Source organism: Agrilactobacillus fermenti, from assembly GCF_021030645.1.
GTDB classification, from domain to species: domain Bacteria; phylum Bacillota; class Bacilli; order Lactobacillales; family Lactobacillaceae; genus Agrilactobacillus; species Agrilactobacillus fermenti.
Genome location: NZ_JACGCJ010000006.1, coordinates 80,110 through 104,088, shown reverse-complemented (window position 1 = coordinate 104,088; position 23,979 = coordinate 80,110). Strand labels below are relative to the sequence as shown.

Sequence of the window (23,979 nt, the reverse complement as noted above, 5' to 3'; positions counted from 1 at the left end):
GACGCATATTCCATAACGGGCTTCTTCATCACTTCGATCAGATGTCAAACGGTGTGGGTTTGATATTCGATCGAAGTGATGAAATAATCGCCCATCGGAATATCGAAAAAAATCTCTCAAATCGTGTCCAAGATATTGACTCAAATCCAATTAATTGCTCAAAATTAACTTAATTAGTTTAGCGGTTACGGGAGGACTCATAATAAATAAAATAATCATAGCTTTCAAATTTATATTTGATTTGAAAACCACGATTATTTTATTTGAATAACTTATACATGTTTCACTATCATTAATGGTAAAATTCTGTTAATTTGTAAACCAAGTTATGGACGACATTATACCTCTATACCAATTAGCTTTTTTTTGAAGCCTATTTGATAGGTCTAATAGGGCTTTCGGTGCTTGAAGATGATGCTTTAACAAATAAGTACTAATTGAGTGCTCTAGTTTGGTTGCTACAATATTATCAGCAGTTCCCTCATTTAATTGGGATTGGGCACTAGTTAGAAGTGCTTTCAACTCGGTATTACGCGATACATCATCGTTCAACAGTGTCTTATTTATTAGTGTATTAAGTGGTTCTTTTGGCATATGGGACATACTTACTCACTTCTTTGCAGAATAAATTACAAGTATATTATATTAGTACCTATCGAAAGATAAAGTGAAATTTGTTTAGAACAAGTTTTCTTAAAGAAAATCACACTTTTATCCTTGAGCCCAGGGACCATGTTCTACCCAACCATTGACGGCGATGCGCCCAACTGCTCCCCAAGCCTGACTTTGGTCTAACCAACAAGTCTTTGAGTTACAATGAACACCATTGCCATAATATTTTCCACCAATGATAGAGAGTAGTTCCTGATCAGTAAGTATAATTTCACAGTTTTTATTTTTTTTCATAATTGTATCTTTCCTTTCTTGAAACGTGAATGTTTAGAATATAAGCTTTACCCAAGAGTGTAAATCCAATAACTAGCAGAAGCAGGTGAAAGAGGCTGCGGGAACCTTGTAAAAAGAAATACAAGTCGTACAAGACTATAAGAACTAATAGTCCATTCATATATAGATACTTTGACTTATTTTTCGACATGGCTCTCTCCTTTCATTAGAGTTATCAAATAGTTATTTTCCTGGTAATCACCCCCTTTATTGAGTAAAAAGGCAAAATTAAGTTATAGTAATCCAAATTTATAATTCCAATATAAATAACTTTGGCTTCCTTGATTTATATTTTCAAGATCTTGAATGGAGGTATCTGATCCGACTAGGATATTGGTAGCTTGGCCGTTTGATACTTTTACAATTGTCGGCGTCGAATCAAGCTTGACCTGTCCGTAAATAAACTTTTCAATTTTTTGAGCAGTGTCAGGAGTTACGCCATTTAGTATTTGATCATCAAGATTGACATAATAAATCGGAAGTTTTGATTGGTATTTGAACTGATTTAAGGTTGTTGAGAACTCGCGGCAGTAAGGACATTCCTTATAACCAATAAATAGGAAATAGTCCGTATTTGATGATATGAGATTATTTAGTTCATTTCCGTTTAAAGAATAGATACCATGTAAATTATCTGCATACTGTTCTTGTGTGACTTTTGTTACATCTGACTCACCACTCGTAGCAGCCGAGGTGCGAGATACGGATCCTAAATTGAGAGTAAAGATAATAACGATTAATGAGATAATAAAAATTGATTTTCTTTTGTTCATATCTAATGAGTCTCCCTTTGTTTATTCTTGGTGATTCCTAACTGATGTCTTTAGTATAGCCGATGGTTAATCGGATGTGTTCGTACAGTATTAAACGTGACCATACTGTGATTAACGTTAGAAAATTGACGATATATTACGTTTATCACAAAAACTACTACGTTAAAAACATATTTAGCTTTAAATGAAAATGATTTAGTAATATTATTATTGTAAAAGAGAAATAACTACTTACGTAGGAGGAAAACGTGAAAATTCAAATTAACCATAATCAAGTTTCTCAGAAGTTAGGTGCCATGAGCCAGTTTGAAATATTGAATACAAATAAGTTGAGTCAAATATCTGGAGGTCAAGGGTTTTCAGCTTTTGTAGTTGGCGACTATAATACTAATACAGTCGGTAAGAAACTCGCACATTTCCTCAGCAATTTATTTTAGAAATGTATGAGGGATTTACTTGGGATGTTTGTGTTGTGCTTGCTGTATTATTACCTGCAGATCAAGTTTTTGGGCGTTTAAAAGTTAAATCTATTTCTTTTAACTTTATGATTGCAGCAACACTTGCAATTTTGAGTTATTTCCTAAGAGATACAGGAATATTGATTGCAATTTTAATAAAAATTTTGATCCAGAGAATTAAATACAAAGTACCTTTGATTTCGGATCAAAGCATTGCACTGTTAGCCATAGCAATCGTAGTATTTCCTGTTGGTAATATGATTATCAAGAGTGTTTCCCTATTAAAAATATTACTATCTGAACAGTCACCACTTTTAAATTGGCTAGCGCCTATAATATTATCGATTTTAGTGGTTATATCTATGTGGATAATTTATCACTATGCAATAAGGATAAACGAATTAATTCACTTCTTAAATCAAGATAGGAAGATTCTTCAGGCAATCACCACGTTCTTAACTGCGCTTTTCTTGCTTGAGTTGGGCATATCATTAGTTGCAGTACAGCTCAATTTAGAGGGGATTTTCCAGTCCCTAATTATCTTCAGCTTCACGGTTTTCATTATTGCAACATTTGTTATGATGTGGTATTTCGTTGCCAGTTATCGGCGGTCAATAGATGCTAAGACTAAACTAAAGGACTTTCAGCAGCAGCAAGACTATTTGAAAAAAGTTGAAGAGAATTATGAAGCCCTGCGTCAAGCACGGCACGATTATCAAAATCAGTTGTTGTCGGTTCAAAGCTACTTACAGGGCAGTCACAGCAAGGATGGTGAAGCTTACGTCCAGCAATTGCTTAATGAGACCAACGCCAGTACCCATTTGGATCAACGAATCTTTGCTGACTTGTCTAAGATTCAAGTCCCCAGTATTCGGGGGTTATTGTTTGCTAAATTAAAGCAAATGGTTCAGGCCAAAATTCAGGTGACTTTTGAAGTAGAGCAGCCGATTACCGCGACGCCCCAGGCAATCGTGGACGTGGTGCGGATCATCGGTATCTTAATAGATAATGCGATTGAAGCTGTTCAAGCGCAAAAGAATGGGGCACTTCATTTGGCCTTGGTTTCATATACGCCAACGACCTATGAATTTATCATTGAAAATACAGTCACTGATCCTGAATTAGATATCGATCATTTATTTGAACGCGGTTATTCTTCTAAAGCAGCGCACAGTGGCCTTGGCTTAGCGACGGTACAACAATTGACGGCAGTGTCGGATGAATTGTTATTCGAGGTCAGTAAGCATGACCGCTATGTGCGGTTTAGTTTGTTGATCACTACCGCCGAGAAAGGAGCGACACATGCTTGAAGTATTGATATTGGAAGATAACGACCTGCAGCGGCAAATGTATCACCAAATTATTCAGCGGCGCATCGAAATCAATGACACGCCGAAAGCCTATGACATGGAAATTGCTGTCTGTACCCCTGAACCCAAGGATATCTTGAACTATTTGAATGAACACCGTAATGCTCGAGTGTTTGCTTTATTAGATATTCAAATCGATCGTAGTAACTTGAATGGCATTAATGTGGCCGAAAAAATCCGGACACAGCAACCCTTTGCAGCCATTGCATTTATTACGACTCATGATGAAATGCTGAAGCTGACCTTGTCCCGAAAAGTGGAACCGCTGGATTTTATTTATAAAGAAGCGGGGTCAGAAAACGTGACTCAGTTCATTCGCGAAGATGTGGATACAGCTTATGAACGGTATCAAAAAGATACACGGAATTCAGAAGTCATGTTTAGCTATGAGGTAGCGAGAGATCGATTTCGTGAATTGAAGTTCAGTGACTTGTATTATGTTGAGTCCTTGAAGGATGCCCCCCGTAAATTGTTATTGCGGGGACGTGATGTGCGTGCAGAGTTCAGAGGTGAATTACGGCAGGTTGAAAAGGATAATCCCAATCTGATCCGTTGTGATCGGAGTATTTTGATCAATCCACAAAATGTGGTCATTTTTGATTTTGAACAACGTGTGGTTTATTTTGATGAGCAACGCAAGGTTAGCTGTAAGGTCAGTGCTCGTAAAGCGGCAATGTTGCGGCGCTACTTAAAGGGCATAGCTGAGATCAAGCAGGGGGTGTAGCGAAAAATGAAGTATTTTAAAAACCGGCGAGATTATGTCCCTCAAGTAGACGAACGGGATTGCGGGGTGGCCGCGCTAGCTATGATCTTACGTCATTTTGGGTCGCAATATTCCTTGGCACACCTGCGTGATCTAGCGAAAACGGATATGGCTGGGACCACAGCTCTAGGGATCGTTGAAGCCGCGGAAACATTAGATTTAGAGACGAAACCGATCCGTGCGGACGCTACCTTATTTGACGTGCCTGATTTGCCTTTTCCATTTATCGCCCATGTCTTGAAACAAGGCAGGCTATTACATTATTATGTGGTTTTTGGGCAACGGGGGGACAAATTATTGATTGGCGACCCGGACCCTACCGTAGGCTTACATAAAATGGCCAAGGCGGACTTTTTAAAAGAGTGGTCTGGGGTGGCTATTTTTTTTGCCCCGAAACCTGGTTATCAAAGTGCCCAAGAGTCTAAGAATTCGCTATTTAGCTACGTCCCGATGATGTTCAAACAACATCATTTGATCACAAATATTATTGTGGCGTCGATTTTAGTTACCCTGATCAGTATCCTCGGTTCTTATTATTTACAGGGAATCATTGATACTTTCATACCGAGCCAGATGGTCAATACGCTAGGTATCATTTCCGTGGGTTTATTATGTACTTACATATTGCAGCAGGTTTTAACATTTGGTCAAAATTACTTATTAGCTGTTCTAGGGCAGCGGCTTTCGATTGATGTGATTCTCGCTTATATTCGGCATATTTTTGAACTACCCATGTCATTTTTTGCGACCCGGCGGACGGGGGAGATCATTTCTCGGTTTACAGATGCTAATAAAATCATTGATGCCTTAGCCAGAACGATCATTTCTATGTTCTTAGATGTTTGGATCGCTTTGATTTTAGCCATTGTGCTGGCAGTGCAGAGCACGCAGCTGTTCTGGATCACCTTAATTGCGATCCCCCTATATATCGTAGTGATCTATGCTTTCGTCAAGCCCTTTGAGAAGTACAATCAAGATACCATGCAAAGTAATGCTATGTTGAGTTCTTCAATCATTGAAGATATCAATGGCATTGAGACCGTCAAATCCTTGAATGCTGAAGATAATAGTTACCAAAAAGTGGATAGAGAATTTGTAGCTTATTTACGCAAGTCATTTACCTACCAAAAACTGGACCTCTTACAACAGGCGCTGAAAGCAGGGATTCAACTAGTGGTCAATACCTTGGTCCTTTGGTTGGGTGCTAATTTAGTCATGCAAAACAAATTGAGCTTAGGCCAGCTGATCACCTATAATGCTTTACTGTCGTATTTCACCAATCCCATTCAAAATATCATTAACTTGCAGACAAAGTTACAAATGGCTCGGGTGGCAAATAATCGGTTGAATGAAGTGTATCTAGTCGAGTCCGAATTTAAGCAGGCGCGGCCGATCAAAGATGTGACTAAGCTCAAAGGTGCACTTGAATTTGCCAAGGTTGATTTTAAGTATGGCTTTGGGCGCAATACATTGACAGCAATCAACTTGAAAATTGAGGCGAATAGCAAACTGGCGATTGTGGGGATGAGTGGTTCGGGAAAGACGACCTTAGTCAAACTGCTGGTGGGTTTCTTTGAACCAACGGCTGGTCAGATTCTAGTGAACGGCCATCAGACCACGGATATCGATAAGCATACGTTACGGCAATATGTGAACTACGTGCCGCAAGAACCCTATGTCTTTAATGGCACCGTCTTAGAAAACTTAACTTTAGGCAGTCGACCCGATGTGACCACCGAAGACATTACGGCTGCGTGTGCTTTTGCGGAGATTCAAGCAGATATTGAAGCTTTACCCTTAGGCTACAAGACAGAATTATCCGAAAACGGCGCCACTTTATCCGGCGGCCAGAAACAGCGCTTGACCATTGCCCGCGCCCTATTAACCAGTGCTCAAGTTCTGATATTTGATGAATCCACTAGTAACTTGGACGCGATCACGGAACAAAAAATCGTGCAGAAATTATTGGCGTTAAAGGATAAGACCGTGATTTTTATCGCTCATCGCTTAAATATCGCTAAATTGGCGAACAACATTGTGGTTTTGGATCATGGCAAACTGGTAGAAAAAGGCACACATCAGTCATTATTAGATCAAGCGGGTTATTATGCCGATTTGGTCAACCAATAGGAGGGGTTAGGTATGAATCATGATCTAAGGTTTTTGGAGAGTACTGAGTTTTATCAGCGCCGCTACCAGAATTTTTCAACGCTGATTATATTACCGGTTGCCCTCCTGTGTTTGGGCCTACTCCTATTTTCTTTCTTTGGTAAGCGGGAAGTGACCGTCAAATCCGTGGGACAGATCGAGCCACAAGCCACCCCGGTGACCATTCAAGGCACAGCTAGCAGTCGAATTTTGGTCAATCACCTCCGAGAAAATAAAGTCGTTCATCAAGGTGACCCCTTATTGGTCTACCAAGATGTGACCGATAAAGGCCAAGCAACGTTGCTTAAGCAACAAATTGATGAAACACAGAAACGCTTACAAGGCTTAGATCAATTCAAGACGGGCGTTCAGCAGAACAAAACGACTTTTACCCAGGCGGATGCTTTCGGTTATTCTGATCAACTCGCTAATTACTTAGCACAACGGGCGATTTATCAATCAGAGGCCAGTTTGGCGGATAAGACCCAACAAGATAATAACCATAAATCAGATAAAGTGGCCCAGTTATTAACCAATAATTTGACGACTTTAAAGGCGCAATTACAAGACTATCAAGCGTTACGCGATAGCATTGATCAGAACAAAAATGTGCTGGGTAAAAATTCAAATCTAACTTATCTCTGGAATAGTTTTCAAGCTAAAAGTAAGGCTCTCTCGGGGGATGACCTAGCCCAGTTAAAAGAGAGCTATTTAGCCAATGCCAATAGTCAGATCAGCCAAATCCAGTCTAGTATCGATAGCATCCAAGTCCAGCAAGCCCAATTAGCCGCCCCACAAACAGCAGGCATTACGGATGCCCAGGCGCAGCAAAAGCTAACGGCATTGCAAAATCAACAACTAGCCAGTGTGGCTAAGGAACAAGCACAGCTTAAAACCCAACAAACACAGCTTAAAGACAAGCTGACTGTTTTGACCAAAAATCGCCAAAACTATACAATCCGTGCTAAAAAGACCGGGATTCTCCACGTGGACACCCGCAATATCGGCAAACAATATTTGGGTGCTGGGACAGCTTTAGCCCAGATCTATCCATTGATTGAAGTCCAGACTAAATTAAAAGTAGTGACGATGATTCCGGCTGATCAAATCGTCGGGTTAAAACAAGGCCAGAAATTACGGCTGCGTATCGCCCAGAAAGTTCCGCGGCCGTTAGTCCTGAATGGGACGGTAACTAAGATCGATGTCGCCCCGACCACGATAAATAAAGGCAATTACTTTCAAGTCACGGCACGCATTGATCCATCACTAGCCCAACGGCGCAATCTGCGCTACGGTCTGAATGGCACTGCTAGCGTAATTACCGGTGAGAAGACGTTCTTTAATTACTATAAGGATAAGGTCCTGGGGCAAAACAGCTAAAAACACCAAGCGGTGAGCGGAGATAAAGGGTGTTGCCTTTTTTTAGCTAAAATTGTTCGTAAGCAACGCTCATCACGAAATAGCCACGAAAAAAACAAGGTGAACTTTTTTGGTACAGGACAAGTACAATAGTGGGCACAAAGAATTTTGAATAATTTTGCATGATTAGCGAGGTGTGCTAACTTGATAATCAAATACTTGAATGCAGGTTTCATCACTGGTATCGGCATTTTAGGAATCATAGGTTTTGTGGGTTCAATTATAAAATTGGACAGCAAACGTTCAGCGGAGAAAATCTTTGCTGGCAATATGGTATGTTTATTCTTGGGCTTGCTGCTGACTTTGTGGCAGTTATCTTATTTTACCGTGTTCATTGCTGCCTCAAGTGCCTTTAGTATGTATTTGCAGTGGCGAAAGCTGTATCGAAAGGTACAAGATTGACAAACCGCATTTGGTAATTAAGCACGCAGCCTAGGTGAGTATGTGATTTAGGAGGGCCTGGTAATGATAAAAAATATTTTGATGATCCTACTTATTATGTTTTCAGTCTGGTTCATGGCAACGTTGGCAGTAACGCTTTTACAGATTATCTGGGCGCTCTTGCCATTTACCAAGATGAAGTCAAAGTCGTTTATTGACCGATTTTTAGATAATAGTGCTTGGGTGCCTAATTTATTTTTATATATTTTACCGTGAGCCTTGCCAGTGCTCGGCCGCTGAGCGCTTTTTGTCAGCTATTTCTTAAACGTGCTCCAAAAAGCAACGGCCTCACCTAACTGTGAATAGCTCAAATGGAAAAACCACCATTTGTCGCAATTCTTGTTAGTGCTCGGTCGCTGAACGCTTTTTGTCGCACTCTGATATAAGGGGTAATCAACATGCGTAGTGTCAGATCATTCAAGAAAAATGCCATGCTCATTATGTCTTTTGCGACGTTTTGGTTGGCTAGTGGGACAATTATGTCTGTATTATTTACACAGTGGCTTTCATTTCCAGGAAGCGTTTTTCTGCGGATTGGGGTGCCAATAGGGTTACTTGGTTATCTTTTGGTAATTTATTTTAAGCGTAAGATACGGGATCTAAAATGGCTGATTTACATCGTTTCTGTCTTGCTGGTACTTGTCATTGTCTTTTTGTTGGCGAGTAATAATTTAAGTGAATTGTAAAGTGAGCTAAAAAATGATTATAGTTAAGTAAGCGCCTAGTTGTAGAAAATCAATTCTATGGTTAGACGCTTTTTTTACCTAAATAGATGTGGAAATGTTATTCTTAAGCTGTAAGGAATAAGACTTATTTTTTCGGAGGCTAGCTATGTGGCAATTATTCAAATTTGAACAAAAGCGATTATTCCAGCAGCCACGCATTTGGATTCTTAGCGGCATTTTCGTGATTGCCTGTTTGATTATTGGCTTCGGGTTCAAGCAAACCAATGACGGAGAACGGGTGGATACGAATTATCAATTACAGAACACATTAAATCTGATTCAGGGGAGTCAAAATCAGTCACATTCGCAATTACAGCAAGATTTAAGCCAGCGCTATCGGGCTATAAGACAGGCAAAACAATCTGACCGGCAATTATTGAAGTACCAACAACAGGATTTACAGCGGTATTTCACCACGGGAAGCTATGTCACCGATGTCGGTGGTAATGAACTGTTACCGCAACAGAGTTTAGACCAATATGTGTTACACCGGCAACAGCTGGTGAATTACTTGGTTAAACAAAAAATGGCTTATCACAGTGTCCGCTATGGGGCGAATTCAGTGATGTTGCTGATCAGTATGTTGCCTATTTTGACCAGTGTGCTGGGTATTATTGTGTTGCTGTTGATTTTTGCTTTACCCCAGTTGCAGGCGTTAACGACGGAAAAATTAGGCTGGCTAGATACATTACCGATTCAGCGTCGCGCGAGTTTTAATGCGCAATTATTAGTTTTTGCCAGCAATACGTTAGGTTTTATCATGATTTTGAGTATTGTTTTATACCTTTATGGCGGGATATTAGGCGGCTTTACGACTTTGAATTATCCTATTTTGACCTATTGGGCAGGAACCACGCAATTAAAGCCAGCAATTCAAGTGATCGGTCTAAGCTTACTTTTATTTTGGATCAACCTATTATTGGTTTATTTGTTGCTGCGACTTGTCATTGCTTTAATCAAACCCATTCGGCAGCGGCTGTCCTTGGCGTTTGTTGTTTGCGGCTTAATGCTAGGTGGTCTATTAATCCTGGCCCAAACGCCCAATATTGTTAGTCGTACCATGGGCGCATTTTTACCGAGCTCGTATCTACAAAGTAGTCAGGTATTGTTTGCGAATAGTTATCAGGCCCAATCTTGGTTAAATGGCAATACGGTCTTTTTCACATTGGGGGCGACCAACTTTTTCTCAATACCATATGAAAATGTGAATTATTTCTTGAATCAAACGGTGGCTCGATTGCAGCAAAATCCGCATATAACGATTGAATTGGGGTTAGTTGTCAATACCATCGCAGCTGGGCTCAGTTATTTAGCCGCAAATAAGCTTTATCGGCAACGGCTGAATTGAGGTGGGGACATGCGGAAAATTAAACTTGCTTTAATGTGCTTAATTTTAGTAGGCCTAACTTTTTTAGGATCAACTTACGGTCCGGTACAACCGGCCCAAGCAGCACTCGGAGATGCGGCAGCAACGCCTTGGTCCAGTGCTCAAAGCCAGTCGTCCAGTGGTCAAGTTGTTGTTGATCATGCGAGAATCAAACTACTTCGACCCAAAAGTGGCATTGTACAGTCGGGAACAACACAAGGTTACCAACTGCAGTTAAAACCGGGTCAGCAAACCCGTTTAGTATTTACCATTGCTCAAGAAGCAGTTTCAAGTAATACTGATGATATGCCAGATGAAACATACGTGCAATTAAGCACACGCAGCGTGACCACAACGCCCAATTTAGCAGTCAGTGATCAAAAGGATGCTTATTATCAAAATAATAGAAAGCAGCCAAACTTTGACATGTTTTTTCCTAAAGATGCCCAGAATCTTGAGGTTACGGCTGAACCCCAGCAGGTCGAGCTACCAGTACGGGTACCGCGAAATGTTAAGACCGGTACTTTCACGGGAAATTTGATTTTTCATTTCAGAGATATGCATGAAATGGGCGTGCTGACTTCAAATGGTCGCGATCAACGGATACCAGTGACAATTATGATTAATAGCGGTCAGCCTCAAAAACTGAAACCACTGCAATTTAAACGGGCTTTGACGGACACACATAATTATAATGATGGCTTTTTACAAGCGACTAATGTGCATGGGTTACGGCTAATTGCCATGAATCCGAATCCAATCGCAATTTCTAAGCCCAAACTGCATTATCGTTTTTATCAGCGGGGGAAGTTGGTGGCACAATCTATCCAAACTGGAGATGCGCTGGCAGCTAACGAAACTTTTAGTTTTGTGCCGTTAGTACCATATTTAAATCCAGGCAGCTATCAGTTACGGATCGATACTCAAAGCCTCAGTGGCCAGCTGGAGACGCAGCGGCTTACCGTTAAAATACCAACCGGTGGGAAATTGGGTCAGTCGATGACATCAAGCATGAATGTGACTCAGAACTGGGCAACGATACTCGGTAGTAGTCTAGTCGGACTAGGATTGATCAGCGGTGGGTATTTAGTGATTTGGCGTAAGAAGATAGGCGAGTGATAATATGACGATTTTAGATTTACAACAAGTGACGAAAAGATTTGGCACCCATCAGGTTTTGCAAGCAATTGATCTACAAATTCAGACACCCAAAATATTGGCCTTGGTCGCGCCCAATGGTTCAGGGAAATCAACATTGCTCAATATTATTACAAATTTATTGAAACCTGATAGTGGCTCGGTCAAAGTATTTGATCACAGCAACACAGATGCGGCGATTTTTAAGCAAATGACTTACTTGCAGGATAATCGAGTGTTGTTCAATGATTTATCTGGTGCAGCTCATGTACGACTGGTCCAAGATGTCTATGGTCTACCCCAATCGGAAGTGGACCAATTGTTGGCACGGTTAGATATGACGGCCTATATACACAAGAAAGTTGCGGCCTATTCCTTAGGGATGAAACAACATTTACTATTCTTGCTGGCGATTTTGCCCAAGCCCAAATTATTACTCTTAGACGAGCCGCTCAATGGGCTAGATCCAGTAGCGGTTCGAACAGTCCAACAGATTTTACAGGAACTTTATCAGCAAGGGACGACGATTCTTTTTTCATCGCATAATTTAGCCCAAATTGATCAATTAACGGACCAAGTGATTTTTCTACACGAGGGTCAGTTGGTGGCTGCCAGTACATTACGGCAAGACAAACAGCATTATGATTTGGTTTTTACCGATGTTCACCCAGTCCAGCAATATTTGGCAGCGCAAGACTTAGCGGCAAGTTTGAAACAGCCACATAAATTAAGCGTTGATCTATCAGCTAGTCAGCACCAGCAACTTGTCACTTGGACCAAAGCCAATGGTATTGAACTATTAGATGAAGAACGCACTACGGAAACAACAGATGAGTTGTATTTCCGCATATTTGGAGAAGATGCTCATGAGACGCTTTGAATGGACACGCTATCTTAAAAATGGTCGTTGGCTGCTCCTGGTGTTGGTCTTATTGGGTCTGGTTTTTGGCTTTTATTTATCTGCACAACAGCATGATAAGCAGGCCAAGCAGCAGGAGATCAGTCAATTGATTTCTTGGCAGACGCAGTTGCGTAATCAAGCGCGGTTATTGCAGAAGCAAAAGCAACTAAGTCTTAGTGAACAAACAAACTCGGAAAATTTATTACAACACCTAGACACCTTAGTTACAAATCTCAGTTCCGCAAATCCAGATGAACAAGGTTTGACCCAGCAGTATTTAGTCTTTTGGCAGAGCTATCAAAGTTTGACGCGGCATAATAAAAAGCTCCGTATAGCCGGTCTCTCGGCGGCAACAGTCGCGGCTTCTGTGCGCAAATACCACTTATTAGCCCAGAAAAATGCGCCTTGTTTGGACTTTAGTCTGGCGACAACTATGAATGGCTTCAGCAATTATTTCTTTAGTAACTACGGGGCCTTGTTATTTTTGATCTTAGGCATTTTTGCGATTTTTGATTTGATCACACGTGATTTTGAACGAGATAATATTCGTTTCTTATATACTTTACCGGTCTCGCGTCAACGCTTCTTTCGCATCAAACAACAGTTGCAAGTGAGGGTATTATTAGGCCTATTGTTGATTTTATGCCTAGGTCTGATTGGTTTCCCAGCCGTTATGGGTCAGCCATTAGTTATGTTTGGGTACCCACTTGGGGAGACGCGCTTGTTTGGCCAGACGCTGTCGGTGACTTTAGGGCTGAACTTAGTTAGCCTGTTGCTTCTTTTGATTTTATGGATATGCGTACTCAGCCAGCTGGTGACTTGGCTGGCCTTACGATTCAAACAAAGCAGTATCGTCTTTGGCGGCGTTATTTTTGCAGTACCTTTGATGAGCAGTTTATTTATTGGCACTGGTACATTCCAGCAGTTCTTTCCTTAGGCTAGCCTTGCCAACCGGTACTTAATAGCGCTATCTGGCTATGAGCCGCTTTGGGGTATGCAGCAACTGGTAATTTTATTAACCTTGCTTATAGTCATTGTTGGATTGCGCTGGCGCACGCACTTAGCAATCAAGAAAGCTTGAAGGCGCCATTGAGATGAGGAGGGGCTGTCATGAAACGTATTGTGAATTTTTTCGTGGTCGCGGCACTGGCAGTAATCTTTGAATTGCTAGGGCAGTCATTAAGTTATGCCGATAGCGATGACGATCAGAGTCAGCCTTGGACCAGCTTTAGTGATCAAATTTCCGGGGAAGAGACGCCACAGGTCATTAGTGGACTGACGGTCAAACCAATCGGTCCCCAAACGTGTATCTTAAATGATGGTTACCAATTACGGCTAAATTCAGGGCAAAGTTTGCAATTGCAACTTGTTGTGCGTCAAGAATCGACCGAAAGTGACTATTCTAATTTTGAGTTCGGTGGAGCTAATGCGATTCAAATTAGTGTTAGAGGTGAAACGACCCTGCCAAATTTGTCTATGGATGATCGAAAAGCGATTTTGCTGCAGAATAAACAGGCACAACCAAATTTTACGTCATTCTTTCCTCAAAAAAAGCGATTAATAACCGCATCTGAACGGCCTAAAACTGTTCGCTTGCGCGTCAAAGTGCCCAAGACGCAAGTATCAGGCACCTTTACGGGAAATATCATCATCACTTCCAAAGATGCCAAGAAAATTGGTGTCTTGAGTGAAGCTGATTTGTCACAAAAAATTCCTGTAACCGTGATTATCAATCATGGGCAATCCAAGCACCTTAATCCTATCCGAATCCAGCACGTTTTGACACCCAACTTTCATTATGATGACGGCTTTTTGCAGGCGGCCAATGTTCATGGCTTGCGTTTTGTGGCCACAAACCATAATCCAGTCAACATTCAAGCCCCGCAGTTTCGTTATACTTTTTATCAGTCAGGTAAAGTTAAGGCACGAACAACTCAAGCAGGGCAGGCAGTGGCAGCTAATGAAACTTTTACGTTTGTGCCACAATTGCCTTATCTGAAGCCAGGGCACTACCGCTTAAAAGTTGAAGCAGCGAGTGCTCAAGGTAAGTTGGGCCAACAGTATTTGTCGGTGCATATCCTGGCGCCTGCGCAAGCGATACCTAAGCACATGCCATCAACGCCGCGGCAGCAGCTATTCACGTTCATTGGGTTAAGTTTTATTGGCGTTGGGATAGTTGCCATGGGATATTTATTAAAGGTCAAACAAAAACTAGGTACTTGAAAAGTGAAATAGATCAAATTAAAACACAGCCAGAGCAAATTTTGACCGTGCTTTTAGTCTGTCCTTAAGACGCTAAACACAATATAGCGACGTTTAAAATTATATAAACTACTATCTCAATGAGCATCTATAATTAAGAAGTGTGTTGTATTAGGGACAATTAAGGGGGATTATAGATGATAAAGTTGAATAGATATTTTTACAAAGATATCAGTTTTTATGTTTCATTAATATTGTTTTTACTGGTTCTGAATGCACTTTTTAGACATAACTTGATCAGTACCATATTATTGGTTATTGTCGCAGCAATGCAATTGGTCTATGCCTCAGTCCAGATTAAGCGGCCTAATGATCACCAATCGTGAAAAAAGTAATCATTGAAATCTCTGACTAACTTAAAAACCCTCCGAATTTAACTTCAGAGGGTTTAAAATTCACTATTTTATAATTACACGAAACTGACTATTAATGTTTTGCCTAGTGCATGAGCAATGGCCTGTAACTTCTCAAATGAGACATTATCACCACGTTCAATTTTGGCAATGGTAGCTTGAGTTGTATGGGCGCGTTCAGCTAATTCTGCTTGCGTCAAACCAGCATTCTCTCGAGCGTGATAAAGTGCCACAGCCGTTGCTAGTTTTTCGCCTGCCTCTTTATAGGTTTGATCAAATTCAGGATCTTGACGTTTTTCCGCAATTAGATCATCTATTTTCATTATCGAACCATTCCTTTCTAAGTGTTTTGCCGTGTTGGATTTGACTAAGTGGCGTTTTGTTCTGCTTTTTTGTAAAACCATGTGTAATGATATATCGTGTACCGTCAACATGGAAATAAAGTGCACGTTGAATATTTGAACTGACTTTACTTCGTAATTCGTACAGGTTAGTATCTAATTTTTTTATCCACTGTAATCGCTGGGTAACTAATAAACCATTTTCCTCAGTTTCATGAATTACGCGCAATAATTTAGCACTATCCTTGGTAGGTATTTTTGATAGCCACTCCACGAATTCATCATGACCATTGGGTCGCCGATAGCTTTCAAAAGTTACTTTTTTCATAAGCTAATTATATTATATAATAAAAAATATTCAATCTTTAGGAATATTATGATTACTTAATGTTTTGCTGTATTGATGCAAGGTTGGATAAAAAATGTCAATTGTTTTAGTTGTCATCAACGTTGTTTTAATATCTTTTAGACAGCTTAAAAAACCCCCTGAATTTAACTTCAGAGGGTTTAAAATTAAGCATTCATATTTCAGTTTGACTGGCAGACGTATCTTTTAGCAACTGATATTTCTTGGAGAAAGTTTTTTTGGAGATGACGCGATGATTTGTGGCATCTAGGAAATCGCCTAAATATCCCACAGTATACATATCATAACCAGCAAAGCCGCCGCCAATTGTGCCCACAGCACCAAGTTTTAAATTCTTAGTCATCGAAGGTTTCAAGCCACTGATCAAAATACATAAATGATTATCAAGCCAATAAAGATAATGTTCTGCGAAAGCCAGTTTGACCCAATCTGGACGTACATTGGTTCGACTGATTTGCCAGACATCTGCGGGGTGACCTTTGTATAATGCTTTCATACGCGCACAACTCCTTTAATTATAGGCAGACTGACGATGAGATTTGATAAGGAAAGTAATCAATAATCCTGCAAAAATAACTAAACTAACGACATTTGCCAGCAACTTCAAGCCATGAACTGGCTTTAGAATGTTACTGAAACTTACCCAGATAAACAATGCTGCGATCATGCTAGCGCCCATATAATTTATTTTTCTCATTTAAGCTCATTCCTTTCAGCTTCGCTTGAAATCTAAATTAAGTATAAATCGGATATTTAGTCGAGCGGTCGTTTTGTTTTGAAAGTCGCTAATCTGTGTTTAACGTAGAATACACAACCTTAATGATGCAAAAAACGACGTTAATTACAGAATCTGGACGTTAAAATAAATAATTTCCAAGGATAGTCGTTAGGGCGTAAACTTTAAGTAATATATTTAGAGAGTGAGACAAAAGGTGATCAGCGCCTAAGCACTAACAAGAATGACGATAAATGGTGGTTTTTCCATTTAAGTCATTCTTCGTTAGGTGAGGGCGTTGCCTTTTGGAACACGTTTAAACAACGAATATCTGTAATTAAATCAGCAAAGGAGAACGAATAATGACTGTACCTCAAGAACATGATTATATGCTGACGATTGGTGGCTTACTGCTCAGCGTCGGTGTCGTAGTATTGGCTAATTTACAGGTGCCAGCTCTGCCCTTCATTATCGCGGTGATTGGCATACCATTAGCTTTCTTACCTATTTTTTTGCGTAAACGCAGACAGCGGCGCATTGTCCATCAAATCGTCATGGAGAGTGATGATGAGAGTAATGATTTATTGCTGGACCAGCTTGAGATCGTATTTCACATTACCTTAATCCAAATGGCCAACTATGATGAAACAGGCGAAGGCTTAACATCAAGCGAGCTGTACCACGTAGAAGGCTGTTTTGATTTCCAGTTTCAAAGAGAACGATTTTAAACAGAGTGCGACAAAAAGCGGTCAGCAGCCGAGTGTTAAATCTAAGTTATTTCCAGTAATTTTTAAAGATTACACGTAAAGTCAGTTATAATGAGAGGAGATATCGATGACTAAATTTAAATAGTTAGACACGTAAAGGAGCTGGATTGCTGTGGCTAGAAATGACGAAAATTTACAATTAAAAATCACGTTAGAAGGTTTCCATCCCCCAGTATGGCGCCGAATTATTGTCCCGGGTAATATGACTTTGGCTGACTTACACACAGTTATTCAAATCGCTTTTGATTGGGATGATGCTCACTTGCATGATTTTCATGAGACGCGTGCACTCAAACGGCATTATGGCCCGGCATCAGATTCAGATCTAGCTAATCAAGTTTCTGAAGACAAAATTTCAGTGCAATCGATCATAACCCAGAGTAATTTAATCTATACCTACGATTTTGGTGATGATTGGCGGCATTTAATTCACCTAGAAGATGTTTTGACGATGTCGGGGTCTCAGCAAATAACAGGGCCTTACTGTGTGACCGGTCGCGGGGCAAGTCGTCTGGAAGATTCGCGCGGCGAGGAAGATGGCGAGGGTGCACCGTTTAATAAGGATCGAATCAATAGTCGGCTGACAGCCCAGTTTAACGCTAACCAGCAGCAAACGAAACAAAGTCAAAAAGTTGTGTTGTTTCCAAAGCAAGATCAAGAAGAAGAGGCCGCACTAGAATTAGATTTGGACCCAGACCATCAAGAAGTGGATAACTTTCTAAAAGATAATCCTGAGATAGTACAATCTATTTTAAATCATCGGCCATTGTCGAAAGAAAATCAGGACAAATTGGGACAGTTCATGATCAAACAAGCAATCAATCAAGATGAATCTCACACAACTCCGATAACAGATGCCGACTTGACCCAGCGGTTGACGGAAATCAGTGCAAAAGCGCCTAAAGCACAGCATGAGGCCTATCAAATAATTCAAGCAGCTCGGTTGACGGAGGAACAGGTCAAACATGTGGTGCAAACCATTCTTGATAACGAATTAGTGCTGTCGCATGTTACAGATGAAGCGGAACACTGGATTGCGACGCGGACACATGCGGCAGGGCTTCTAGAAAACATGTTGAACCGTGATGAGATTTCAGAGATGGTTTCCAATGCTATTTTGACAGTGCAACAGCGACGTCAGATTTTTGACGTAGCCACACAATATGCACGTAAAGAACGGGTCATGTTACCAGTAGGATGGAACGACGATCTGCCGCCATTGAGTGCAGCGTTAACGCTTTTAGGAACGGCAGTTAACAACGATCATTATCCTAAACAGCGATTAACAGAATTAGCGCCGACATTAATTTCGGTTTTCAACAATATGCACACGCCGTTCTACGGGACCGAATCAGAGACCATTTTGAACATGTTATTAGAGCTCGAGGAGAGTCCTCAACTCACGAATGCTGAATTTATAAAAATAATCGGTTCAGTCGCGGACCCTGTTTTTTATCAACCTAAGAGCAGTCCCTTGCAGACTATGCGGGCACGTAGCTGGGTCCAAATTTTGTTACCATTAGTTCTAGCTATTCAAGGCGATCCAGAATTGGACTGGCTTATCAGCGATACACTTTTTAAGCAAGTGGATGACTTCTATGCTTCTCAAGGCGTCATGTTAAACAGGTCTTTAGACTATTAAGTACTAAGAGAAGTTACTAAAAAACTTTAAAATAAAAAACGCTGTAACTACATGAGCTACGGCGCTTTTTCGGTATCCATTACTAAAACGCGGTAATTTACTTCTTTAAGTGTTCTTCTACGAAAGCTTTGACTTTGTCATCTGAGGTGTCGGCGTATTTTTGCATATCGTCTTCAGTTTTCATGGTATCATGTTTATTTTCTTCCATGAAGTAGTCCCATAAGGCATCCCGTACGGGTGTGTCGTCTTGACTCCAGTCAAAGACCTCCTTCATTTTTCTATCAAGCAATGCTGTTTTTTCAACTTCTGCTGCTGTCATAAATGAAGACCTCCTTATTTCTTACTACAATTTCTATTATAACTCGATGAAACAAAGTGGCACAAAAACAGCTTTATTCTAATTGAAATTTAATTTTAGGCTTTATTTTTGATCAAAAAATAAAAGCAATTTTTCAAGACTCAGTTGTTGAACTTGACGTAATCATTGCGATATCAATAAAAACGGAGGTATTTAATGATGCATTATCAAATTACAGCAAATCAGACTTTTCCTGTTGTTGAGATTTATTTAACTCAAAATGAATCCATTCAGATCGAATCGGGTTCGATGATTTATCATAATGGACAGGTGGCCTTAGAGGGACACATGAATAGCAATGGCAAAAAAGGTATGGGCGGGCTATTGAGTGCCTTAGGCCGATCCGTGACCAGTGGGGAAAGCTTCTTTATTACAACTGCTACTGGGCAGACCGATCAAGCCACTTTAGGTATTGCACCAGGGAACCCTGGCGTGATCCGTGCCTTAGAATTAGAACCAGGTCAACAATGGCGTTTGAACACAAGTGCTTACTTAGCTGGCGATGCAACAACAAGCTATACCATGGTTCGACAAAATATCAGTGGCGCTTTCTTTGGCGGGACCGGTGGCTTATTTGTCATGGAGACAAAAGGGTATGGGACAATGTTGGTCAGTGCCTATGGCGATATTTTAGAAGTTGAGTTAGATGGTCAGCAAGAGTATGTGGTGGACAATAGTCACGTTGTTGCTTGGCAAGAATCTCTGAACTATAATATTGAGCCAGCTTCTGGTTTTATTGGCTTTAAAACTGGCGAGGGCTTGGTAAATCATTTTAGTGGTCGTGGTAAAATTCTGATTCAAACCCGAAGCATTGAAGCCTTGGCGAGTCTCGTTGCCCCGTTTTTACCAAATAAAGATAATTAAACTTGAATATTTTTGTAATTCCATATAGAATGATATGATGTATATTATTAAGGAGGTCCGAAGCATGTCACAAAACACCCATACTGGTGTATCCGAGAACCGTCGTCCGGTTAACCAAAAAAAGGTTAAATTACGCCGTAAAGAAACTGAACAAGTAGTTGAATTTTTAGCTAAGCGCGCAGAAGCTGAAAAAAAATAAGGTTCTATATTTTTGGTGTTGGTGGACGTTAATCTACTGACACCTAATTTTTATATTTTTTGTTAATGAGTGCCGATGAATATTTAGGGTATAACGATCCCAATAGCATTGAAAGAATAGCAAGTCTAGCTTAACTAAAAAAGAAATATATTATGAAAAATAAATCTGAGAACCTAGTATTAATAGCATTATTAATGCTTGTAATTGGTACTATTCTTGACTTACTAATGATATTCGGCAGTAGAATGCTGCCACATCAGCTGACACCTTTACTAGCGATAGGTGCGCAACTGATGATATCGCTAGCAGTGTATGTCCTTTATAAAAAATTGAAGTAACATACTTTTTAATTTTCGTAGAAAGATAATAGGGATTTCAGGCTGAAGGCAAAGCAAACTATCTCGATAGTAATTACGACTATAAGCGAATTGAACGATAGGTGTCTGGCTCAAAACAATTGTTTTGTTACCAGGCTCTTTTTTTGTCCCCAAAATGCCACAAATAAATCAGAATTGGTCTATGAGTTGTTGTACTATATAATATAGTAATTGAATACTTATTTTGGGGGATAAGGTATATGAGACAACAAAAGCTATCTTCAGCACAAGAAGCTGCATTAAAGCTGTTCAAGAATAATCTAGAATATTTTAATTTATTTGGTAATGATATCCGACGTAAAATTGTGATGTTTTTCTGGGCGCATCTGGATTCTGGATTTTCTACTGAAGAGATCGTCGCTTTTGTTGGTGGTGATCGTGCCAAAGTTGTCTACCATATCAATAAACTTCAGGCTGGACATTTATTGTTTTGTATTCGGGAAGGGCACCAAAATGTTTATTACTTAGACCTGGACCAAACAATTGAAAAATTAGAAACACTTGTCAAATTGATTCAAGCAAGCTATCCTAATTCCACAGCGGCAAAAGTTAGCCGCAAACTTGCACACAATCAATAGCTTTGGTGATCAGATAGGGGCTAACCTCAATGGCAGCAGAAACAAAACCAAAACAAAAAACAGCACAACGCGTCCGCGAAATCATCAGTGTTTTTCGCCAATATGATGTGCTGAAGTCTTTAAGTAATCAAATCAATGGGGCCCAAGTACGGCGAGCCTTTGAAACGCTAGGTCCAACATTTATTAAGATTGGACAGATGCTCTCAACGCGGCCGGATATTGTGTCTCAGCCATTTGCGGATGAGTTAGCAAAACTCCAAGATAATGTGACTGAAGATCCCTTTAAAGTGGTTCAAAAAACGCTGACTCAGGATCTGGGGCCAGACATCATGACACACTTTACGGACTTCGAGGTGCAGCCCATTGCGTCAGCTTCAATGGGCCAAGTCCATTTGGCACGGCTCAAAAGTGGGATTCGCGTTGCTGTAAAGATTCAACATCCGGGTATCAAGACTACGATTTTGACCGATCTGAAGATTTTAGGGCGTTTGGTGCGAATGATCAATTGGCTGCCCAGCAGTGGTGTGATCGATCCTAAAGAAATTTTTCAACAATTCAAAAAAGCTTTAGAGATGGAATTGGATAGTGAGTTAGAGGCTAAGAATACTCAGAAATTTTATGAATTAAACAATGGTGAAGGCGTTTTTCGAGTCCCCCGCGTATTTTTAGATTATTGCTCCGCGCGGGTGATTACAACGGAATATATGTCCGGTCAAAGTCTGAATAAATTTTTGCAGCAGGCTGATGAGGGTCCAGTTACCAAACAACGCCAAAATATTGCTAATGACATTGTGGCTAACTTTATGAAACAAGTCTTTGAAGATGGCTTTTTCCATGCGGATCCACATCCAGGTAATATTTTGATCCAACCAACTGAAACTGATTTTTCTGACTTTGGGGCGGATAGTTTGCCGCAACCGTTGAATCGCACCAATCAACACGCCAATTATCAACTCGTTTATTTAGATTTTGGGATGATGGGCACCCTAGACAAAACCTTAATACATAATTTAGCTGACGTGGTCGTGGCAGTGAATTCTAGAGATCCGTATAAAATTGGGTCGGGGCTGTTAAATATCAGCAAAGTCGTGGGCCCTATGGATAAAGCAAAATTTTATGAAGAACTGGGCGCTTTTATCGAGCCTTATTATAATACTGGTCTAGGTTCCATCGATTTAGAAGAGATGGCTTTGAAAATCGTAGATCTCTGTCGGCGCAATCATTTGCAGATGAATCCTGATGTTTCACTGCTTATGAAAGCTTTTGGTACTTTAGAAGGTGTGGTGCAGCAGTTAGATCCAGATATTTCTATGCTAGAAGTTGCACGGCCATTTACGCGGGCCTACGTCTTAAAAAATGTTAATTTCCGTAATGAATTAGAAGATCGACTGTTGGATGCTTACCAATTGACCAAAGATATTCCCCAAGTGACCAGTCGGTTAAAGGCGGCCTTAGATGCACTTGAACGGGGGCGTTTGAAGGTGGGGGTCGATTTTGGACACCGAGATCAGGTTTTAGACCGAATTGAGTCTATGGTCAATCGGATCGTGATCGGTTTGATTTTAGCCGCCTTGATCGTAGGTTCTTCACTGTTAGTCCAAGAAAAGGATAGTCATACTTGGATCTCACAACTGGGCATTGCTGGCTATATTGTGGCTGCAATTTTCATTGTAACTTTTTTAGCGAGCAGTATGTGGCACCGATTGTCACGTTGGCGGCGGAAGAAGTGACTTTGGTATAATGAACTTAAACGCTTTTTGTTAGGACTTAGGTACGTTTCCAAGAAAAGGAAGATCAACATGTGGCCAGTTAAAGAGCACCAAATTGACCGACTGTTCTCGACCGCTTTATTATTGACGTTTGCGGGTGGCTTTGCCGATGCCTATACTTATTTAAATTTTGGCTTTTTTGCAACGGCACAAACGGGTAACGTCATTTTATTAAGTTTAGATTTAGCCAATGGTAATTTTTCTGGCTTGCGCTTTAAACTATTACCGCTACTTGCTTATACTGTGGGTATTTTTATTGTGAAGTATTTAGACCGACGCCTATTACCGATGTTGAAGCAATACTGGCGTCTTTTAGTATTATTGATTGAAATCGTTGCGTTGGTATGGTTGGCAAATATGCCAGCATATGAAGATCCCAACAGTTTGAAAATCACGGTGGCGTTAACGATGTCCTTTGTGGCAGCTTTGCAGACAACGAGTTTTAACCGTTTCGGCGAATCAACTTATAGTTCTATGATGACCACTGGTAATTTGACCAGTTTGAATCAAAACTTTGCCCAGTACTTATTTACTAAGGATAAACAAGCCCTTAAACGTGCCTTCCAATATGGCACGATCGTCATTGCCTTTGCCCTGGGCGCCGTTGTTGGTGGCTTTACCAGTACCCGGTATCAACAAATGGCTATTTTATTTGTGGTTATTATTGTTGGTCTGGTGGTTTTGCGATTGGGTGTTTCCCTGTTGTTGTTCCGTTTCAATTTGATCGATTATCGCGGCATTAATAAGTTACTTCAGCGTAAGCTAAAGGCAAAAGAGAAAGAATTAGATGACTGATAATTTATTATCAATGATAGTAATATTTTTTCAAATTGTTGTTGACAACCGGGTAGGGGATTGTTATATTTGAAACGTAAACAAGAATTAAACAAGAAACAGACACGAAGATAGCAACTAGTAGATAGATGCCACTAAAAAGAGAG

At 40.4% G+C, this 23,979-nt stretch carries 28 protein-coding genes; 21 read left to right on the top strand and 7 right to left on the bottom strand.

The window, feature by feature from the left end:
* Window positions 1-309 precede the first annotated feature (309 nt).
* The 3 genes from FHQ08_RS13285 to FHQ08_RS03410 all read right to left on the bottom strand — a co-directional run bounded on the left by FHQ08_RS13285 (window position 310) and on the right by FHQ08_RS03410 (window position 1,718).
* A complete protein-coding gene (locus FHQ08_RS13285) occupies window positions 310-594 on the bottom strand; it encodes a bacteriocin immunity protein (RefSeq protein WP_407929176.1) in 285 nt (94 codons plus the stop codon).
* Between the two features lie 117 nt (window positions 595-711).
* Window positions 712-906 (bottom strand): leucocin A/sakacin P family class II bacteriocin, encoded by a 195-nt coding sequence (locus tag FHQ08_RS03415; protein ID WP_230912992.1) that lies wholly within the window; start codon window positions 904-906, stop codon window positions 712-714.
* Window positions 907-1,178: 272 nt separating this feature from the next.
* Entirely contained in the window at window positions 1,179-1,718 is a 540-nt protein-coding gene (locus tag FHQ08_RS03410; RefSeq protein ID WP_230912991.1) for a PedC/BrcD family bacteriocin maturation disulfide isomerase, read from the bottom strand.
* A gap of 248 nt (window positions 1,719-1,966) precedes the next feature.
* On the opposite strand from FHQ08_RS03410, the gene FHQ08_RS03405 reads away from it, so the two are divergent.
* The 14 genes from FHQ08_RS03405 (at window position 1,967) to FHQ08_RS03340 (ending at window position 15,034) form a co-directional block, all read left to right on the top strand.
* Window positions 1,967-2,155 (top strand): bacteriocin, encoded by a 189-nt coding sequence (locus FHQ08_RS03405; protein WP_230912990.1) that lies wholly within the window; start codon window positions 1,967-1,969, stop codon window positions 2,153-2,155.
* Window positions 2,156-2,190: 35 nt separating this feature from the next.
* Window positions 2,191-3,486: a sensor histidine kinase gene (locus tag FHQ08_RS13155; protein WP_230912989.1), complete on the top strand. Its 1,296-nt coding sequence runs from the start codon at window positions 2,191-2,193 to the stop codon at window positions 3,484-3,486.
* Window positions 3,479-4,270 carry a response regulator transcription factor gene (locus tag FHQ08_RS03395; protein ID WP_230912988.1) on the top strand — a complete coding sequence of 264 codons (792 nt, stop codon included), beginning with the start codon at window positions 3,479-3,481 and terminating at the stop codon, window positions 4,268-4,270. Before FHQ08_RS13155 ends, FHQ08_RS03395 begins: the two co-directional genes overlap by 8 nt.
* A 6-nt stretch (window positions 4,271-4,276) precedes the next feature.
* Window positions 4,277-6,439 carry a peptide cleavage/export ABC transporter gene (locus FHQ08_RS03390; protein WP_230912987.1) on the top strand — a complete coding sequence of 721 codons (2,163 nt, stop codon included), beginning with the start codon at window positions 4,277-4,279 and terminating at the stop codon, window positions 6,437-6,439.
* A gap of 12 nt (window positions 6,440-6,451) precedes the next feature.
* On the top strand, window positions 6,452-7,837 hold the full coding sequence (locus tag FHQ08_RS03385; protein WP_230912986.1) for a bacteriocin secretion accessory protein: 1,386 nt from the start codon (window positions 6,452-6,454) through the stop codon (window positions 7,835-7,837).
* 183 nt (window positions 7,838-8,020) lie between these two features.
* Window positions 8,021-8,278 (top strand): hypothetical protein, encoded by a 258-nt coding sequence (locus FHQ08_RS03380; RefSeq protein ID WP_230912985.1) that lies wholly within the window; start codon window positions 8,021-8,023, stop codon window positions 8,276-8,278.
* A 63-nt stretch (window positions 8,279-8,341) separates the two neighbouring features.
* Entirely contained in the window at window positions 8,342-8,533 is a 192-nt protein-coding gene (locus FHQ08_RS03375) for a hypothetical protein (protein WP_230912984.1), read from the top strand.
* Between the two features lie 182 nt (window positions 8,534-8,715).
* Complete coding sequence (locus FHQ08_RS03370; protein WP_230912983.1) at window positions 8,716-9,003, top strand: hypothetical protein; 288 nt, start codon at window positions 8,716-8,718, stop codon at window positions 9,001-9,003.
* Window positions 9,004-9,148: 145 nt separating this feature from the next.
* On the top strand, window positions 9,149-10,390 hold the full coding sequence (locus tag FHQ08_RS03365) for a hypothetical protein (RefSeq protein ID WP_230912982.1): 1,242 nt from the start codon (window positions 9,149-9,151) through the stop codon (window positions 10,388-10,390).
* A 9-nt stretch (window positions 10,391-10,399) separates the two neighbouring features.
* Window positions 10,400-11,527, top strand: a complete 1,128-nt coding sequence (locus FHQ08_RS03360) for a hypothetical protein (protein WP_230912981.1) — start codon at window positions 10,400-10,402, stop codon at window positions 11,525-11,527.
* A gap of 4 nt (window positions 11,528-11,531) precedes the next feature.
* The gene (locus FHQ08_RS03355) at window positions 11,532-12,425 is read left to right on the top strand and encodes an ABC transporter ATP-binding protein (protein ID WP_230912980.1); all 894 of its coding nucleotides are present in this window, start codon (window positions 11,532-11,534) and stop codon (window positions 12,423-12,425) included.
* Window positions 12,412-13,383, top strand: a complete 972-nt coding sequence (locus FHQ08_RS03350) for an ABC transporter permease subunit (protein WP_230912979.1) — start codon at window positions 12,412-12,414, stop codon at window positions 13,381-13,383. The genes FHQ08_RS03355 and FHQ08_RS03350 overlap by 14 nt, the downstream gene beginning before the upstream one ends.
* A 173-nt stretch (window positions 13,384-13,556) precedes the next feature.
* A complete protein-coding gene (locus FHQ08_RS03345) occupies window positions 13,557-14,669 on the top strand; it encodes a hypothetical protein (protein WP_230912978.1) in 1,113 nt (370 codons plus the stop codon).
* A gap of 176 nt (window positions 14,670-14,845) precedes the next feature.
* Window positions 14,846-15,034, top strand: a complete 189-nt coding sequence (locus tag FHQ08_RS03340) for a hypothetical protein (RefSeq protein ID WP_230912977.1) — start codon at window positions 14,846-14,848, stop codon at window positions 15,032-15,034.
* 83 nt (window positions 15,035-15,117) lie between these two features.
* Here FHQ08_RS03340 and FHQ08_RS03335 read toward each other — a convergent pair whose 3' ends face one another.
* From FHQ08_RS03335 to FHQ08_RS03325, 3 genes are all read right to left on the bottom strand, one after another.
* Window positions 15,118-15,384, bottom strand: a complete 267-nt coding sequence (locus FHQ08_RS03335; protein ID WP_230912976.1) for a helix-turn-helix domain-containing protein — start codon at window positions 15,382-15,384, stop codon at window positions 15,118-15,120.
* On the bottom strand, window positions 15,371-15,730 hold the full coding sequence (locus FHQ08_RS03330) for a type II toxin-antitoxin system RelE/ParE family toxin (RefSeq protein WP_230912975.1): 360 nt from the start codon (window positions 15,728-15,730) through the stop codon (window positions 15,371-15,373). The genes FHQ08_RS03335 and FHQ08_RS03330 overlap by 14 nt, the downstream gene beginning before the upstream one ends.
* Before the next feature lie 193 nt (window positions 15,731-15,923).
* Window positions 15,924-16,265 (bottom strand): role in replication, encoded by a 342-nt coding sequence (locus FHQ08_RS03325; protein ID WP_230912974.1) that lies wholly within the window; start codon window positions 16,263-16,265, stop codon window positions 15,924-15,926.
* A 581-nt stretch (window positions 16,266-16,846) separates the two neighbouring features.
* On the opposite strand from FHQ08_RS03325, the gene FHQ08_RS03320 reads away from it, so the two are divergent.
* Window positions 16,847-17,212, top strand: a complete 366-nt coding sequence (locus tag FHQ08_RS03320; protein ID WP_230912973.1) for a hypothetical protein — start codon at window positions 16,847-16,849, stop codon at window positions 17,210-17,212.
* 151 nt (window positions 17,213-17,363) lie between these two features.
* On the top strand, window positions 17,364-18,893 hold the full coding sequence (locus tag FHQ08_RS03315; protein WP_230912972.1) for a plasmid pRiA4b ORF-3 family protein: 1,530 nt from the start codon (window positions 17,364-17,366) through the stop codon (window positions 18,891-18,893).
* 97 nt (window positions 18,894-18,990) lie between these two features.
* On the opposite strand, the gene FHQ08_RS03310 is transcribed toward FHQ08_RS03315, so the two are convergent.
* Window positions 18,991-19,212 carry a P8 family protein gene (locus tag FHQ08_RS03310; protein WP_230912971.1) on the bottom strand — a complete coding sequence of 74 codons (222 nt, stop codon included), beginning with the start codon at window positions 19,210-19,212 and terminating at the stop codon, window positions 18,991-18,993.
* Between the two features lie 198 nt (window positions 19,213-19,410).
* On the opposite strand from FHQ08_RS03310, the gene FHQ08_RS03305 reads away from it, so the two are divergent.
* The 5 genes from FHQ08_RS03305 to FHQ08_RS03290 all read left to right on the top strand — a co-directional run bounded on the left by FHQ08_RS03305 (window position 19,411) and on the right by FHQ08_RS03290 (window position 23,833).
* Entirely contained in the window at window positions 19,411-20,115 is a 705-nt protein-coding gene (locus tag FHQ08_RS03305) for a TIGR00266 family protein (protein ID WP_230912994.1), read from the top strand.
* Window positions 20,116-20,179: 64 nt separating this feature from the next.
* Window positions 20,180-20,314, top strand: coding sequence for a hypothetical protein (locus FHQ08_RS12945; RefSeq protein ID WP_269073847.1), 135 nt, complete (start codon window positions 20,180-20,182; stop codon window positions 20,312-20,314).
* Window positions 20,315-20,891: 577 nt separating this feature from the next.
* A complete protein-coding gene (locus FHQ08_RS03300; RefSeq protein WP_230912970.1) occupies window positions 20,892-21,269 on the top strand; it encodes a winged helix-turn-helix domain-containing protein in 378 nt (125 codons plus the stop codon).
* 29 nt (window positions 21,270-21,298) lie between these two features.
* Window positions 21,299-22,999 (top strand): ABC1 kinase family protein, encoded by a 1,701-nt coding sequence (locus FHQ08_RS03295; protein ID WP_230912969.1) that lies wholly within the window; start codon window positions 21,299-21,301, stop codon window positions 22,997-22,999.
* 69 nt (window positions 23,000-23,068) lie between these two features.
* Entirely contained in the window at window positions 23,069-23,833 is a 765-nt protein-coding gene (locus FHQ08_RS03290; RefSeq protein WP_230912968.1) for a YoaK family protein, read from the top strand.
* Window positions 23,834-23,979: the final 146 nt, after the last annotated feature.